At 71.3% G+C, this 16,799-nt stretch carries 11 protein-coding genes; 7 read left to right on the top strand and 4 right to left on the bottom strand.

Annotation, left to right across the window (positions count from 1 at the left end; genetic code table 11):
• Positions 1–59 precede the first annotated feature (59 nt).
• Positions 60–1,517 (top strand): amino acid permease, encoded by a 1,458-nt coding sequence (locus AB0I16_RS14540; RefSeq protein ID WP_363249701.1) that lies wholly within the window; start codon positions 60–62, stop codon positions 1,515–1,517.
• A 101-nt stretch (positions 1,518–1,618) separates the two neighbouring features.
• Positions 1,619–2,428 carry an alpha/beta hydrolase gene (locus AB0I16_RS14535; RefSeq protein WP_363249700.1) on the top strand — a complete coding sequence of 270 codons (810 nt, stop codon included), beginning with the start codon at positions 1,619–1,621 and terminating at the stop codon, positions 2,426–2,428.
• A gap of 68 nt (positions 2,429–2,496) precedes the next feature.
• Here AB0I16_RS14535 and AB0I16_RS14530 read toward each other — a convergent pair whose 3' ends face one another.
• Positions 2,497–4,020 (bottom strand): M1 family metallopeptidase, encoded by a 1,524-nt coding sequence (locus AB0I16_RS14530; RefSeq protein ID WP_363249699.1) that lies wholly within the window; start codon positions 4,018–4,020, stop codon positions 2,497–2,499.
• Between the two features lie 215 nt (positions 4,021–4,235).
• Here AB0I16_RS14530 and AB0I16_RS14525 point away from each other — a divergent pair, with 215 nt between their 5' ends.
• The 4 genes from AB0I16_RS14525 to AB0I16_RS14510 all read left to right on the top strand — a co-directional run bounded on the left by AB0I16_RS14525 (position 4,236) and on the right by AB0I16_RS14510 (position 10,590).
• The gene (locus tag AB0I16_RS14525; protein ID WP_363249698.1) at positions 4,236–6,203 is read left to right on the top strand and encodes a Xaa-Pro dipeptidyl-peptidase; all 1,968 of its coding nucleotides are present in this window, start codon (positions 4,236–4,238) and stop codon (positions 6,201–6,203) included.
• Positions 6,200–7,480 (top strand): M14 family metallocarboxypeptidase, encoded by a 1,281-nt coding sequence (locus tag AB0I16_RS14520; protein WP_363249697.1) that lies wholly within the window; start codon positions 6,200–6,202, stop codon positions 7,478–7,480. Before AB0I16_RS14525 ends, AB0I16_RS14520 begins: the two co-directional genes overlap by 4 nt.
• Positions 7,481–7,645: 165 nt before the next feature.
• Positions 7,646–9,325, top strand: a complete 1,680-nt coding sequence (locus AB0I16_RS14515; RefSeq protein WP_363249717.1) for a BCCT family transporter — start codon at positions 7,646–7,648, stop codon at positions 9,323–9,325.
• A 179-nt stretch (positions 9,326–9,504) separates the two neighbouring features.
• Positions 9,505–10,590, top strand: coding sequence for an oxidoreductase (locus tag AB0I16_RS14510; protein WP_363249696.1), 1,086 nt, complete (start codon positions 9,505–9,507; stop codon positions 10,588–10,590).
• A 51-nt stretch (positions 10,591–10,641) separates the two neighbouring features.
• Here the strand turns inward: AB0I16_RS14510 and AB0I16_RS14505 are convergent, their stop codons facing one another.
• A complete protein-coding gene (locus tag AB0I16_RS14505) occupies positions 10,642–12,267 on the bottom strand; it encodes a hypothetical protein (RefSeq protein WP_363249695.1) in 1,626 nt (541 codons plus the stop codon).
• 136 nt (positions 12,268–12,403) lie between these two features.
• Between AB0I16_RS14505 and AB0I16_RS14500 the strand changes: the two genes are divergently transcribed.
• Complete coding sequence (locus tag AB0I16_RS14500; protein ID WP_363249694.1) at positions 12,404–14,059, top strand: ABC-F family ATP-binding cassette domain-containing protein; 1,656 nt, start codon at positions 12,404–12,406, stop codon at positions 14,057–14,059.
• Between the two features lie 45 nt (positions 14,060–14,104).
• On the opposite strand, the gene AB0I16_RS14495 is transcribed toward AB0I16_RS14500, so the two are convergent.
• Together AB0I16_RS14495 and AB0I16_RS14490 are read right to left on the bottom strand one after the other, a co-directional pair.
• Positions 14,105–16,513 carry a Tex family protein gene (locus tag AB0I16_RS14495; protein WP_363249693.1) on the bottom strand — a complete coding sequence of 803 codons (2,409 nt, stop codon included), beginning with the start codon at positions 16,511–16,513 and terminating at the stop codon, positions 14,105–14,107.
• Between the two features lie 74 nt (positions 16,514–16,587).
• Positions 16,588–16,743, bottom strand: coding sequence for an LPFR motif small protein (locus tag AB0I16_RS14490; protein WP_363249692.1), 156 nt, complete (start codon positions 16,741–16,743; stop codon positions 16,588–16,590).
• Positions 16,744–16,799 lie beyond the last annotated feature (56 nt).

The raw sequence follows: 16,799 nt of genomic DNA, 5'->3' as shown, positions 1-16,799 counted from the left end.
GGCCGGAGCACATTCCGGACCCCGGAGCTCTTCCGGGCACCAGAGAGTAGATCCCCCACGTGAGCAAGGAAGCCGTAGACTCGGCCGCCCTGGACGCATCTCGCACCGATGCCAGCCAGGCCCCCGCGGACGCGGGCGACGCCGGTTACAGCAAGGACCTCAAGGCCCGTCACGTCAACATGATCGCGATTGGTGGCGCGATCGGCACAGGACTCTTCCTCGGGGCGGGCGGCCGCCTCCACTCGGCGGGCCCCGCGCTCGCCCTCGCGTACCTCGTGTGCGGCATCTTCGCGTTCTTCGTCGTCCGCGCCCTCGGCGAGATGGTGCTCTACCGTCCGTCGTCCGGTTCGTTCGTCTCGTACGCGCGCGAGTTCCTCGGTGAGAAGGGCGCCTACGTCGCCGGCTGGATGTACTTCCTGAACTGGTCGACCACCGGCATCGCCGACATCACCGCGATCGCGCTCTACACGCACTACTGGAGCTTCTTCACCGACATCCCGCAGTGGGTGCTCGCGCTGATAGCCCTCGCGGTGGTCCTGGCCATCAACCTCATCTCGGTGAAGTACTTCGGCGAGATGGAGTTCTGGTTCGCGATCATCAAGGTCGCGGCGCTCGTCGCGTTCATGCTCATCGGCATCTTCCTGCTGGTCAGCCAGCACGACGTCGGCGGTGAGAAGCCGGGTCTGAGCGTCATCACCGACAACGGCGGATTCCTGCCGAACGGCCTGATGCCCGTCGTGATCGTCATGCAGGGCGTCGTCTTCGCCTACGCCTCGCTGGAACTGGTCGGCGTCGCGGCGGGCGAGACCGCCGACCCGCAGGAGATCGTGCCGCGCGCCGTGAACTCGATCATGTGGCGCGTGGGCCTGTTCTACGTGGGCTCGGTCGTCCTCCTCGCGCTGCTGCTCCCCGGATCGGTGTACTCGGCGGGCGAGAGCCCCTTCGTGACGGTCCTGTCCAAGATCGGCGTCCCGGCGGCCGGTGACGTGATGAACCTCGTCGTCCTGACCGCGGCCATGTCCTCGCTGAACTCGGGCCTGTACTCCACGGGCCGCATCCTGCGCTCCATGGCGATGTCGGGCTCGGCCCCCCGGTTCACCGCCCGGATGAACAAGAGCCAGGTGCCCTACGGCGGCATCCTGCTCACCGCGGGCGTGGGCGTCCTCGGTGTCGCCCTGAACAGCATCGTGCCGAGCAAGGCCTTCGAGATCGTCCTGAACGTGGCGTCCCTCGGGATCATCAGCACCTGGGTGATCATCATGGTCTGCCACCTGGCGTTCGTCCGCCGCTCCAAGGAGGGCGCCTTCGAACGTCCGAAGTTCCGGCTGCCGGGCAACCCGGTCACGGAGATCGTCACGATCGTCTTCCTGGTGGCCGTGCTCGGCCTGATGTGGAAGGACCCCGAGGTCGGCCGCAAGACGCTGTTCCTCATCCCGATCGTCGCCGCGGCCCTGGTCGTGGGCTGGTACGCGATCCGCCGCAAGGCCGACCGCGAGCGGGACGCCCTGACGGAGTAGCCCCTGGGGCTCGGCGGCACCACGGCACCCCCACAGGTGGCCGTGGGACTCGGCCGAGTCCGCACTGGCGGTGTGGCCCCCGGCGCCGGATGCTCGGGGGCATGGACCTCATGGTGCCGGTCAAGGACGGCGAAGTGTGGGCGCGGGACTCGGGGGTGCCGGGCGGCGCCGACGGCGAACGCCCGCCCCTGGTGCTGCTGCACCCGGGAGTCGCGGACTCCCGCGTCTGGGACGGCATGCTGCCGCGGCTCACCGCCCGGCACCGGGTGATCCGCTACGACGCGCGGGCGTACGGCAGGTCGCCCGAGCCGACGGCGGCGTACTCGCTCGTCGAGGACCTCGTCGCGGTCCTCGACCACTTCGGCGTGGCGCGGGCGTTCCTCGCCGGGTCGTCCATGGGCGGCGCCACCGCCATCGGCCTGGCCCTCCACGACCCCGCGCGCGTCACGGGCCTCGCCCTGGTGGTGCCGGCCGTCACCGGCTGCCCGGACCTCGTCTCGCCCGACTTCACGGCCGAGGTCGGCAGGCTCGCGGGGGCGGGCGACATCGACGGCATCGTGGCACTGGTCATGCGCGTCTCGGCCGCCGCGGGCACCGGCGACGACCCGCGGGTCCGCCGTTACGTCAGGGCGGTGATCCCGGCGTGGTTCGCCGCCCACGCCCACAGCGTGGAGGACCCGCCCGCCTACGACCGGCTCGGCGAACTCGACGTGCCGTGCGTCCTCGCCCTGGGCGAGCGCGACCAGCCCGAGGTGGTCCGGGCCAACGAGGAGATGGCGCGGCGCATCCCGGGCTGCCGCCTGGTGCGCCTCGCGGACAGTGACCACTTCCCGATGGTGCGTGAGCCGGAGGCGGTGACCGACCTCATCCTGGACGCCTACGAGAGCGCGCACCGACGGGCGGCGCACTGACGCGCGGCGCCCCACCGGCCGGCCGGAACAGGACCGGCCGGCCGGCGGCACGTCTCACGACAGGGCCGTCAGTGCCCGTGCCCGTCTCCACGGCCGTGGCCGTGGTCGTGGACGGTGTTCGTGGCGGCGATCTTCTTCCAGGACTTCGGCTCGGCCGTGTGGGCGGCCGACGAGAGGGTCAGGCCGGCGGCCTTCGCGGCCGGGGCCTCCGGACGCGTCGGCTGGTACAGCCAGGTGTCGAAGAGCCCGGCGAGCGGCTTGCCCGAGACCTTCTCGGCGTACTTCACGAAGTCGCCGACCTTGGCGTTGCCGTACGCGTACGCCTTCGGCCAGCCCTTCAGGATCGCGAAGAACGCGTCGTCGCCGATCTCGTTGCGCAGCGCCTGCAGGGCCAGCGCGCCCCGGTCGTAGACGGCGATGTCGAACTGGTCGTCCGGGCCCGGGTCGCCCGGCTTCACCGTCCAGAACGGGTCGTCGGCGGGGTGCTGCGCGTACACGTGGTCCGCGAGTTCCTGCGCGGTGCCCTCGCCCTCCTTCTCCGACCACAGCCACTGGCTGTAGCGGGCGAAGCCCTCGTTGACCCAGATGTCCTTCCAGCCGTGCACGGAGACGCTGTCCCCGTACCACTGGTGGGCCAGCTCATGGACGACGATGGAGGTGTTGGCGCCGTTCCTGAACGCGGCGGGGCTGTAGAACGGCCGCGTCTGGGTCTCCAGGGCGTAGCTGCTCTTGACGTTCGGGACGTATCCGCCGAGCGCGTTGAAGGGGTAGTCCCCGAAGACCGTCTCCAGCCACTCGGCGACCTCGGCGGTCCGCTCGATGCTGGCGCGCGCGGCGCCCGCGTTGTCGCCGAGGTCCTTGCTGTAGGCGTTGAGGACCGGCAGACCGCCCTCGGTCCTGTCGGTCGTGATGTCGAACTTGCCGACCGCGAGCGTGGTGAGATAGCTGGCCTGCGGCTTGTTGGAGCGCCAGTTGTAGCGCGTCCAGCCCAGCTTCGAACTCTGCGACTGGAGCACGCCGTTGGAGATCGCCTGCGTGCCGTCGGGCACGGAGACCGACACGTCGTAGGTGGCCTTGTCCAGCGGGTGGTCGTTGGACGGGAACCACCACACGGCGGCCTCCGGCTCCTGTGCGGCGACACCGCCGTCCGGCGTCCGGTGCCAGGCCGTGTAGCCGTTGATCTTCAGCTCGGACGGCTTGCCCGCGTACCGCACGACGACCGTGACGGCCGTGTTCCTGGGCAGCCCCGCGGCCGGCGTGATCTCCAGCTCCTGGTCGCCGGTCTTGGCGAACCTGGCCTTCTTGCCGTTGACCCGCACCTCGGAGACCTTGAGCCCGAAGTCGAGGTTGAACCGCGAGAGGTCCTGCTTCGTGCGGGCGTTGATCGTCGCCGTGCCCTCGATGAGGTCGGTGGCGGGCTGGTACTTCAGCCGCAGGTCGTAGTGCGAGACGTCGTATCCGCCGTTGCCGCTCGCCGGGTAGTAGGGGTCGCCGATGCCCGGGGCCCCGGGGGTGAAGTCCGCGGCCGATGCCGGGATCGCCAGCAGCAGGGAGGCCGCGATCGCCCCCGGAACGATGAGTCTGCGGTGCACGTCAAGCTCCAAGTCGTCGTCACGAGTCACAGAGGCCCAAGACCCTGTATGTCTTGGTCGCCGAGCCTATTCAGCCCTTACGGCGCACGTCATGTCCATGGCCCCTGCTGTCACACGATCGCCATTCGGCCGACATGTGCCTCGATGTCCCGAGCACCTGACAGGCACGTCCCGCCCCCTGTCGCGCGGGAGTTCGCCGGTGTACCTTCCGCGCCATGCCGATACGTGCGCGACGCACCCGCCTCCTCTGGAGATCGCTGCTGACGGCGGCCCTGGCCGCCCTGATGGCCACGCTCATGACCCCGGGCGCGGCACAGGGGGCCGCGGGCCCCCGTACCCCCGATGAGAGCAAGCCCGTGTACGCGTACGAGAACGCGATACGCGAGTCCGTGTGGGTCGACACCGGACTCGACGGTGACGCGGACGGCAGGAGCGACCGCGTCGCCGTCGACATCGTCAGGCCCCGCGAACTCGACCGCACCGGCCGCCGGATACCCGTGATCATGGACGCCAGCCCGTACTACGCCTGCTGCGGGCGCGGCAACGAGAGCCAGAGGAAGACCTACGACGCGCAGGGGAACCCCGTACGGTTCCCGCTCTACTACGACAACTACTTCGTCCCGCGCGGCTACGGCTACGTCGCCGTGGACCTGGCGGGAACGAACCGCTCGGACGGCTGCGTCGACGTCGGCGGCCGCTCCGACGTCCGGTCCGCCAAGGCCGTCGTCGACTGGCTGAACGGCCGGGCCCGGGGCTACACCAGCCGCGCGGGACAGGAACGCGCGAAGGCGTCCTGGTCCAACGGCAGGACCGGGATGATCGGCAAGAGCTACGACGGCACCGTCGCGCAGGGCGTGGCCGCCACCGGTGTCGAGGGGCTCAAGACGATCGTGCCGATCGGCGCGATCTCCTCCTGGTACGACTACTACTTCCAGCAGGGCGCCCCCCTCTACGACAGCGGCCCCGAATGGCTCTCGAACGCCGTCGAGAGCCCCGAGGCGCGCGCCCGCTGCGGCGCCGTGCAGCAGCGCCTGATCGACGGCGCGCCCCGCAGCGGCGACTGGACCCGCCTGTGGAGCGAGCGCGACCACGTCCCGGACGCCGACAAGGTGCGGGCCAGCGTCTTCGTCGTCCACGGCATGCAGGACCTGAACGTCCGCGCCAAGCACTTCGGCCAGTGGTGGGACGCCCTCGCCGAGAACGGCGTCGACCGCAAGATCTGGCTCAGCCAGGCCGGTCACGTCGACCCCTTCGACTTCCGCAGGGCCGACTGGGTCCGCACCCTGCACCGCTGGTTCGACCACGAACTCCTCGGCCACGACAACGGCGTGGACCGCGAGCCGATGGCCGACGTCGAACGCGCCCCCGACCACTGGACCACCGACCGCGTGTGGCCCCCGCGCGCCACCGACACGGTCGCGCTCCGGCCCGCCGAAGGCGACGCGCCGGGCGTCGGCACGCTCGGCACCCGTCGGGCCAAGGGCACCGAGACCTTCACCGACGACCCGGGCCTGAGCGAGACGGACTGGGCCGAGCGGATCGACGTGCCGACACCCGCCAAGGCCGGCTTCGTCACCCGGCCCCTCGCCCGTGACCTGCGCCTGTCCGGCTCCTCCAGCGTGACCGTGACCGCGACCCCGACGACCCGCACCGCCCACCTCTCCGCCGTCCTCGTCGACCTCGGCCCGGCCACCATCCGCGACTACGCCGCCGCGGGCGAGGGCATCACCACGCTCGCCGAACGCGACTGCTGGGGACCGAGCACCGCCGGCGACAGCTCCTGCTACCGCCGGACGCAGGCCAGGACCGCCGACGTCGAGCACACGGTCTTCAGCCGCGGCTGGGCCGACCTCGGCACCTGGGCCGACGCGCGCCGCGGGCGCCCGCTCACCCCGGGCAGGCCCCACACCATCACGGTGGACCTCGCCGCGAGCGACCACGTCGTCCCCAAGGGGCACCGCCTCGCGCTGATCGTCGCGGGCACCGACAAGAACCTCATCGAACCCCCCGCCGACACCCCGACGCTCACCGTCGACCTGGCCCGCACCCACGCGAAGGTGCCGCTCGTCGGCGGCGCGAGCGCGTTCAGGACCACCGCGTCCGCCACCCCCCGCGAGACCCGTCTCGACGGCGTCGCCCCGCCGCGTCCGCTCACCCCCCTACCGGGAGGCAGAACCTCATGACACCCCGCATCCGCACCCTCGCGCTCGCCTGCGCCACCGCGGCCCTCGCCGCCCCGCTCCTGACGGTGCCCGCCCGGGCGAGCGCGGAGCCGCCCCGCACCGGCTTCGAGGAGTCCGAAGGCGCCCGCTGGACCAGCGGGCCCGAGGAACAGCGGCTCCTGGCCACGGTCGACGAGGCGAGCGACCGCATAGCCGTCTCCCGGATCGGAAGAACCAAGCAGGACCGGCCGATCCAGCTGGTCCGCGTCGGGGAGCACCGCACGAAGAACACCGTGCTGCTGATCTGCAGCCAGCACGGCGACGAGCCGTCCGGGCGCGAGGCCTGTCTGACCACCGTCCGCGACCTGGCGTACGCCAAGGACCGCGCGACCCGGGAGTTCCTGAAGCGCACCACGCTCCTCGTCGTCCCGACGGCCAACCCCGACGGCCGCGCCGCCGACACCCGCGGCAACTCCGACGGCCTCGACGTCAACCGCGACCACCTCTCGCTGGCGACCGCCGAGGCCCGCGCGACGGCCGCGGTCATCCGCGACCACCGGCCCGACGTCATCTACGACCTGCACGAGTACGGGGCCACCCCCAAGTACTACGACAAGGACCTCTTCGACCTCTGGCCGCGCAACCTCAACACCGACGAGGCGGTGCACAAGGAGGCGCGGACCCTCTCGAAGGCGTACGTACGCCCGGCCGCGGAGAGCGACGGCTACACGACGGGCACCTACGGCATCTGGACGGACCCCGTCACCGGTGAGCCCGTCAAGCAGACCGCGGGCGACGGCCAGGAGCGCATCCTGCGCAACATGTCCGGCATCAAGCACGCGGCGGGCCTGCTCATCGAGAGCCGCGTCGACCCGCTCACCGACGCGGAGAAGAACGACGAGGCGCTGAACAACCGCCGCCGCGTCGACTCCCAGCTCTCCGCGCTCGGCGGCCTCTTCGACTACACGGACGAGCGGCGCGCGGGCCTGGAGCGGGCCACCGGAGCGGCCCGTGCCGAGGGCTACCGCGACCGCGGCCCGGTCTACGTCGGCGGCGCCGACAACGACCCCGCCGAGCCGTCCGAGGTCATCGCCGACCCGCCCTGCGGCTACCGCCTGACCGCCGCCCAGTACGCCGGCATCAAGGACGAACTCGCCCTGCACGGGGTGCGCGTGAAGCGCCAGAAGTCCGGCGCGTACGTCCCGCTCCGGCAGCCGGCCAGGGCCCTCGTGCCGCTGCTCCTCGACGAGCGGGCGACTTACCACATGGTCACAGCTCGGCCCGACATGAGCTGTTGACGGGTGAGATGTAGGTCACATGTGGTAGGGGGTATCAAGAACAAACAGTCGACCGAAAACGGTCGGCGACAGACGATCGACGACAAGCGATCGACCCCTTGAAAGGTGCCACTTGTGACGCATGAACAGCAGAAGGCGGACGACGGGGGAGGGTCGCCGGACATCATGACGCCCGCCCCCGGCGGCCGGTCCCCACAGACGGACCGGGTGGTGTTCGGCGTCACCGCCGTGCTGACCCTGGCGTTCGTGGTCTGGGGCGCGGTGGCGACGGACACGCTCAAGGATGTCTCCACGGACATGCTGAACGGTCTGATGCACAACGGCGGTTGGTTCTTCATGCTGGCCGCCACCGGATTCGTCGTCTTCGCGCTCTGGCTGGCCGTCAGCCGGTACGGCAAGATCACCCTGGGCAGGGAGGGCGAGGCACCGGAGTTCCGCACGGTCTCCTGGGTCGCCATGATGTTCAGCGCCGGCATGGGCATCGGCCTGATGTTCTACGGCGTGAGCGAGCCCCTGGCGCACTTCACCTCGCCGCCGCCGGGCACCGACCCGGCGGACGCGGCCGCCGCGATGGAGACGTCGCTGGCCACCACCCTCTTCCACTGGACGCTCCACCCCTGGGCGATCTACGCGGTCGTGGGCCTCGCCATCGCGTACAGCACCTTCCGGCGCAACCGGCGCCAGACCATCAGCGCCGTCTTCGAACCGCTCATCGGCAAGAAGCACGCCCGCGGCGCCTGGGGCCGGGTCATCGACATCCTGGCCATCTTCGCGACGCTCTTCGGCTCGGCGGCCTCCCTCGGCCTCGGCGCCCTGCAGATCGGCAGCGGCATCGAGGTGCTCGACTGGATGAACGACGCGGGCACCGGCCTGCTCGTCGTCATCATCGGCGTGCTGACCCTGGCCTTCGTGGCCTCCGCCATCTCCGGGGTGGAGAAGGGCGTCCAGTGGCTGTCCAACATCAACATGGTGCTCGCGCTGCTGCTCGTCGTGTTCGTCTTCATCGCGGGCCCGACGGTCATCATGCTCGACATGCTGCCGACCTCCATCGGCGCCTACCTCGACGACCTGCCGCAGCTCATCGGCCGCACCGAGGCATCCAGCGGCAAGGGCGTCGCGGACTGGCTGAGCGGCTGGACGGTCTTCTACTGGGCCTGGTGGATCTCCTGGACACCCTTCGTCGGCATGTTCATCGCGCGCATCAGCCGCGGCCGTACGATCCGCCAGTTCGTCGGCGGCGTGATGCTGGTGCCCAGCACGGTCAGCCTCATCTGGTTCGCCGTCTTCGGCGGCAGCGCCATGACCGTCTCCGAGCGAGGCGGCCTCAAGGGCGAGACGACGGCGGAGGCGCAGCTCTTCGGCCTGCTCCACGAGTACCCGATCGCCACCGTCACCAGCCTGCTCGTGATGATCCTGGTCGGCATCTTCTTCGTCTCGGGAGCCGACGCCGCGTCCATCGTCATGGGCACGCTCTCGCAGAAGGGCGCGCTCGAACCCAGCCGGCTCGTCGTGGTCTTCTGGGGCGTCGTGACCGGCGCCGTGGCGGCGATCATGCTGCTCATCGGGGACGGTTCGGGTGACGCGCTCACCGGTCTGCAGAACCTCACGATCCTCGTGGCGGCCCCCTTCACCCTCGTGATGATCGGCCTGTGCGTGTCCCTGATGCGGGACCTGCGCCACGACCCGCTGATCGTGCGCGGCGAGCACGGCACGGAAGCCGTCGAGAAGGCCGTGATCGCGGGACACGAGCAGTACGACGGCGACTTCGAGATCCGTATCGGCCCGTCCACGGACGAGGACCTGGACGGTCCGGAGCCGGACAACGACTCGGCACCGGCGCGCTGAGCCCGGCCGGGCCGGGTCCGGACCCGACCCGGCCCGGCCCGTCCAGCCGAGTGTGCTCGGGTACGCCATCGAGCACGCGTACGCCCCACCGGCCCCAGCCACCCCGGGGCGGCGGCGGATCGGGCGAGGAATGTGCCGTGCCGTGCTCACATCACACCATCGGCGGGGATACTCACAGCATGTCTGCCGAGTACGCGACCTTCGGTCTGGCGCCGGCCATGCGGGCCGGCGGGGTCCTCGCCAACGGTGACTACCAAGTGCACCGTGACTTCGTCGACTTCATCGTCGACGGCCGCCCCCTGCTGTTCCGGCTCTCCGACCTCGACGCGGTGTCCCCGCTGGCCGCGGACATCCCGCCCGCCATATTCACCGCACACGTCCGCAGACTCCTGCTGGAGGCGGAGGCACCGCTGCGTGACAACCGGTACGTCATATACGGCTGCCCGGAGTGCGAGGGCCTGGAGTGCGGTGCCGTCACCGCGGTCATCGAGAAGGCCGCCGACGGCAGCGACGACTTCGTCTGGCGCGACTTCGCCTGGCAGACGGGGGAACCGGTCGATCTGCGGCTCAACGGGTACCACGGCATAGGGCCGTTCCGCTTCAGCGGTCCCGAGTACCGCCGGGCGCTGCGGCAGTTGCTCGCGGCCGACGAGCCGCAGGCCCGCCGCCGGGTGCTGCTCATCGGGGCCCGCGTCGCGCTCCTCGCCAAGCTGGCCGCGGCCCTGCGGACCATCGGCATCGGCGCGGAGATCGCCGCCGACGCGGCGGACGTGCCGCCGGACGAGCTGCGCACGTACGGGGCGGTCGCCTTCGGGCGCACGGTGCCCGCCGAGACCCGTCAATCCGTGCGGTCCGCCTTCGAGGGGGCGGGGGTACGGGTCGCCTACGTCGACGGGCTCGCCCCGATAGTGCCGCTCCTGGTGGCGCAGATCGAGTACGCGCTCGACCGGAGCCCCGCGGAGCAGCGGCGGCTCACCCGGCTCGCGGCCGGGCGGGACGCGGCGCGGCTCTCCGTCACGTCCACGTGCCGGGTGCAGTTGATCGCGTACCGCAGGGACCGGCTGTCGCGGACGCACGTCCACGAGGTCTTCGACGAGGTGCTGGAGCCGGGGGAGCACCGGGTGCCGTTGGCCGCGCACAGCACGAAGGGCGACTCGTACGTGGTGGCCCGGACCTCCACCAGTGTTCTCGTCACGTCGACCTCCGCGGGTGGCGTGCGGCGCCGCGCGGAACGCCGGCCGGGAGGAACCGGTAAGAACCCGTAAGAACCGGTAAGAACCGGTAAGAGGGTCTCCTCGCGGCCGACGTGTCGGAGCTTACGACTCGGCTGAGATGAACTGGCTCCCGAGGGCCTCGGGGGGCGGCTCGGAGACGTCGCCCTGGGCCCCGGTGGGCTCCTGCCGCCCGCCGCTCCCGGTCACCGCGTCGGGGCCGGGCACGGAATCGGCACCGGCCGCGTCCAGGGACTCCAGCCACGGCGCGGCATACACGTTGGCGCGCGCGGGCCGCCTGGCCGCCGCCAGGGCGAGCTGCTCCGCCCGTGCCGAGGGCGGTCCGTCGGTCGGCGGCGAGTAGGGCACCACGCTGCTCAGCCAGGCGACGATCTGCGCCCCGGGGACCGTGAGCGTCGTGCCGTCGAAGGACGACGCGAAGCGCCGGGTCGACGAACTGTTCTGGTAGCTGCCCGACAGCGAGAACGGGCCGAAGCCCACGCTGCCCCTGATCGACGTGGACTGCGTGGCCCTCTGGAGGTCGGTGGTGCCCCAGTCCGCGCTTATCTTGATGTCCCTGGCCAGAATGAAGGAAGAGGGCAGCAGCGAGAAGATCCCCTCGTTCTTGTCGTTGACCTCCCCGGTCGAATAGTCGCCGGGACGGCGGCCGGCCGTGCTCCACCCGCGCAGGGACGTCAGTGACGAGTCCAGCCAGCGGCGGCGTATCTCGATGCGGCCGAAGCGGAAGGAGATGGTCATGTTCGACGTCTCGGTCTGCAGGCTGTACTGGGTCCTCTCCGTGGAACCGGCGGAACCGACGCGCCACAGTCCGAGATTGATTCCGCCACCGGCCCCGTACCGCGAGAAGCGCGATTCCTCGTTGATGCGGAGACGGCTGCTCTGGAGTGTCAGTGCCGTGAAGTTCGTGGCGCCCGACTCGGCGAACCAGTTGCCGGGGAACGCCTCGCACAGATGCCAGAAGATGTTCGGGTCGACGACACTGCCCCGCCGGGTCTGCACATACGTCTGCCGGGCACGCGAGAAGATGCCCGCGAGGCTCGACTGCTGGTACTGGCCCAGGGTGGCGAGGGCGCTCTCCACCACACCGGGGCTCGCGGCCTGGAGGTCCTGGTAGGCCAGGTCCACGGGCGCCCTGAGCACCGGCGCGAGGACGGCCCACTTCCGCTGGTCCTCCGGCTTGCTCAGGTCGTACTGGAGGAAGTTCGTCGTGTAGCTGAGCAGGGCGGCGTTGTAGAGCTGGAACTTGTTCTTGTAGTTGCGGTACAGCGGCGAGTCGACCTTCACCGTGACGGGCAGGCCGTTCTCGTCGAAGTCCTGGCCGTCCACGAAAAGCGTGTTGAACGCCTTCTCGTACGCCCTCTGTCCGTCGGGGTCGGGCTGCTGCGGATTCACGTTCGCGCGCACGATCTCGCCGTAGACGGTGTCCGTGCTGACACCGCCGACCGCATAGGACGGGGTCAGCAGCGGAACCGGGTCCACCAGCGTGGCGAAGTTCTCGCTGGCCGCGACGGAACCGTTCGGATTGCTCGGGGACCACGGATTGGCGAACTGGGCCGCGTCCACGGGATTTCCGGGCAGTTGCAGCGACATGTACGTAGACGCCCGGCGCAGTATCGGCTGCCCGCCGCCCACCCCGGAAGGGGCGACGGTGAGTGCGTCGAAGATCGCGTCGTAAATCGACTGCAGAAGTTGCTTCTGATCGATGGCCATGGGATTCCCCCTAGATTGACCACCATCGGATGGGATGGAGAGCCGCTGGGTCGCGGCGAGTGTCACTGTGGTCCTACTCCGGCGGAGCGAGAGCGTCAACGAGGGCGGAGGCGAGTCCCCGTAGAATGCCCCCCTGATGACCGCAACCCTCGTCGCCAAAGACCTCGCCGCCGGCCACGGCGACCGCACCCTCTTCTCCGGCCTTGACCTCGTCGTCGCCCCTGGTGACGTCATCGGTCTCGTCGGCCCCAACGGGGCGGGCAAAAGCACCCTCCTGCGGCTGCTCGCCGGGCTGGAGACCCCCGAGGGCGGCGCGCTGAGACTGTCGCCGCCCGCCGCCTCCGTGGGGCACCTGCCCCAGGAGCCCGACCGCCGCCCCGGCGAGACGGTCCGCGCCTTCCTGGCCCGCCGCACCGGCGTCGCGGAGGCCCAGCGCCTGATGGACGAGGCGACCCGGGCCCTGGTCGACGGCGCCCCGGGCGCCGACGACGCGTACGCCGACAGCCTGGAGCGGTGGCTGGCACTCGGCGGCGCGGACCTCGACGAGCGCGCCGAGGAGGTCGCGGACTCCCTCGGCCTCGCCGTCGGCCCCGACCAGGAGATGACGTCGCTCTCCGGGGGCCAGGCGGCCCGCGCGGGCCTCGCCTCCCTCCTGCTCTCGCGCTACGACGTGTTCCTCCTGGACGAGCCGACGAACGACCTCGACCTGGCGGGCCTCGACCGCCTGGAGCACTTCGTGAAGGGCCTGCGGGCGGGCACGGTCGTCGTCAGCCACGACCGGGAGTTCCTCAGCCGCACCGTCACCAAGGTCCTCGAACTGGACCTGGCCCAGCAGCAGATCAACCTCTACGGCGGCGGCTACGACGCCTACCTGGAGGAGCGGGAGGTGGCCCGCAGGCACGCCCGCGACGAGTACGAGGAGTACGCCGACAAGAAGGCGGCGCTGGAGGGCCGCGCCCAGATGCAGCGCTCCTGGGCGGACAAGGGCGTCAAGAACGCCCGCCGCAAGGCCAGGGCCGGCGGCGGCGACAACGACAAGATCGGACGGAACTTCCGCAGCGACGCCACCGAGAAGCAGGCCGCCAAGGCCCGCCAGACGCAGCGCATGATCGAGCGGCTCGACGTCGTCGACGAACCCCGCAAGGAGTGGGAGCTGCGCATGGAGATCGCCGCGGCCCCCCGCTCCGGCGCGGTCGTGGCGGGGCTGCGGGACGCCGAGGTGCGCCGCGGCGCGTTCACGCTGGGCCCCGTGACCCTGCAGATCGACTGGGCGGACCGCGTGGCGATCACCGGCGCGAACGGCTCGGGCAAGTCGACGCTGCTCGGGGCCATGCTCGACCGCGTCCCCCTGAGCGCGGGCCACGCGAACCTCGGCTCGGGCGTCCTCGTCGGCGAGGTCGACCAGGCCCGCGCGCTGTTCCACGGCGAGGAGTCGCTGCTCGACGCGTTCTGCGCGGCCGTGCCCGACACCGAACCGGCCGAAGTCCGCACGCTGCTCGCGAAGTTCGGTCTGAAGGCGGACCACGTCCTGCGGCCGGCGGCGACGCTCTCACCCGGCGAGCGCACCCGCGCCGCCCTGGCCCTGCTCCAGGGCAGGGGCGTCAACCTCCTGGTCCTCGACGAGCCGACCAACCACCTCGACCTGCCGGCGATCGAGCAGCTGGAGTCCGCCCTCGACTCCTACGAGGGGACCCTGCTGCTCGTCACCCACGACCGCAGGATGCTGGACGCCGTCCGCGTGACGCGCCGCCTCGAGGTGGCGGAGGGCAGAGTGACCGAGCTGTCACTCTGACCTCCGCCCCGCCCCGGACCGCGAGGACGACGCGGCGTCAGGACGTCAGCGTCGCTTCGGGTCCACCAGGCCGGCCCGGCGCAGCGCCTCGGCCATCGCGTCGTTGGCGGGCGGCGGACCCTGCCGCTGCCCGCCGCGCCGGTCGCCTCCCTGGCCGCCGCCGCGCTTGCCCTGCCCACCGCGCTGCCCCTGCCCGGGCGCCTGGCCCTGGCCCTGCCGCTGCTGCGGCGGACGGCCGCCGCCGCGCCGGGGCCGCTCCTCGCCCGACGGGCTCGCCTCGTCGTCGAGGCGGAGCGTCAGCGAGATCCGCTTGCGCGGGATGTCGACGTCCATGACCTTCACCTTGACGATGTCGCCGGGCTTCACGACGTCCCGCGGGTCCTTCACGAACGTCTTCGACATGGCGGACACGTGCACCAGACCGTCCTGGTGCACGCCCACGTCCACGAACGCCCCGAACGCCGCCACGTTGGTCACGACGCCTTCCAGCACCATGCCGGAGGCCAGGTCGGAGATCTTCTCGACGCCTTCCTTGAACGTGGCCGTCTTGAAGGCGGGACGCGGGTCGCGGCCGGGCTTCTCCAGCTCCTTCAGGATGTCCGTGACGGTCGGCAGACCGAAGACCTCGTCCACGAAGTCGTCGGGGCGGAGCGAGCGCAGCGCCGCCGTGTCGCCGATCAGCGAGGCGACCTCGCCGCCCGTCGCCTTCACCATCTTGCGCACCACCGGATACGCCTCGGGGTGCACGCTGGAGGCGTCCAGCGGGTCGTCGCCGCCGCGGATGCGCAGGAAGCCGGCGCACTGCTCGTACGCCTTGGGACCGAGCCTGGCGACGTCCTTGAGGCCCTTGCGGCTCGTGAAGGGGCCGTTGGCGTCACGGTGCGCGACGATGTTCTCCGCGAGGCCCGCGCCGATGCCGGAGACCCGGGCGAGCAGCGGGGCGGACGCGGTGTTCACGTCCACGCCCACGCCGTTCACACAGTCCTCGACGACCGCGTCGAGCGAGCGCGAGAGCTTCACCTCGGAGAGGTCGTGCTGGTACTGGCCGACGCCGATCGACTTCGGGTCGATCTTCACCAGCTCGGCGAGCGGGTCCTGAAGCCGCCGCGCGATGGAGACCGCGCCGCGGATCGACACGTCCAGGCCGGGCAGCTCCTGCGAGGCGAAGGCCGAGGCGGAGTACACGGAGGCGCCCGCCTCGGAGACCATCACCTTGGTGAGGTTCAGCTCGGGGTGGCGCGCGATGAGGTCGGCGGCGAGCCTGTCGGTCTCGCGGGACGCGGTGCCGTTGCCGATCGCGAGCAGGTCGACCTCGTGCGCCTCTGCCAGCGCGGCGAGCGTGGCCAGCGACTGGTCCCACTTGTTGGCGGGCACGTGCGGGTGGATCGTGTCGGTCGCCACGACCTTGCCCGTGGCGTCGACGACCGCGACCTTCACACCCGTACGGAAACCGGGGTCGAGGCCCAGCGTCGCGCGCGTGCCCGCCGGTGCCGCGAGCAGCAGGTCGCGCAGGTTGGACGCGAAGACCCGCACGGCCTCGTCCTCGGCGGCCGTGCGCAGCCGCAGCCGCAGGTCGATGCCGAGGTGGACCAGGATGCGGGTGCGCCAGGCCCAGCGCACCGTGTCCCGCAGCCACTTGTCGCCGGGGCGCCCGCGGTCGGCGACGCCGAAGCGGTGCGCCACGATCCCCTCGTACGAGGAAGGACCCTCCGTGGGCTCCTCGGGCTCCAGGACGAGGTCGAGGACGTCCTCCTTCTCGCCGCGCAGCATGGCGAGCACGCGGTGCGAGGGCAGCTCGGTGAAGGGCTCGGCGAAGTCGAAGTAGTCGGCGAACTTGGCGCCCGCCTCCTCCTTGCCCTCCCTGACCTTCGCGGCGAGCCTGCCGCGCACCCACATGCGCTCGCGCAGCTCGCCGATCAGATCGGCGTCCTCGGAGAACCGCTCGGCGAGGATCGCGCGCGCCCCGTCGAGGGCGGCCTGCGGGTCCGCGACGCCCTTGTCCGCGTCGACGAACGCGGCGGCCGCGGCGCGCGGCTCGACCGAGGGGTCGGCGAGCAGGCCGTCGGCCAGCGGTTCGAGACCGGCCTCGCGGGCGATCTGCGCCTTGGTGCGCCGCTTGGGCTTGAACGGGAGGTAGATGTCCTCCAGGCGCGCCTTGGTGTCCGCCTCGCGGATGCGCGCCTCGAGGTCGTCGGTGAGCTTGCCCTGCTCGCGGACCGAGTCGAGGATCGCGGCGCGCCGCTCCTCCAACTCGCGCAGGTAGCGCAGCCGCTCCTCAAGCGTGCGCAGCTGCGCGTCGTCGAGCATCTCGGTCGCTTCCTTGCGGTAGCGCGCGATGAAGGGCACCGTCGAACCGCCGTCGAGCAGGTCGACGGCGGCCTTCACCTGCCGCTCCCGTACGCCGAGCTCCTCGGCGATCCTGCCTTCGATGGAGGACGCAGTGGGCGTCTTCAAAGCTGCCACGTTCCGGTACCGCCTTCTCGCTGGGTTGCCCGGCAATTGTGGCAGGTGGTCACGGCAACGGGCGGTCAGACCCGGCGGGCCCGCCCGGCGCGCCCCCCGCTCCTGCCGGTGGAACGCGAAGCTCCGCCGAACAGCCGGGCCAGCGCCCGGAACGGCAGGGTGACGACGGTGGCGACGGCACCGGCGATCTGGCGCAGGACATCCGCGATGGCACGGAACATGAGGTTCCCCTCTCGTCTCCCGGCGCGCAGGTGTGCGGCCGGGGGACGGACGGGTA

This window comes from Streptomyces sp. NPDC050703, assembly GCF_040654435.1.
Lineage (GTDB): Bacteria > Actinomycetota > Actinomycetes > Streptomycetales > Streptomycetaceae > Streptomyces.
Note: the sequence above shows the minus strand (reverse complement) of the source record. Positions and strands in the feature narration are given on the sequence as shown.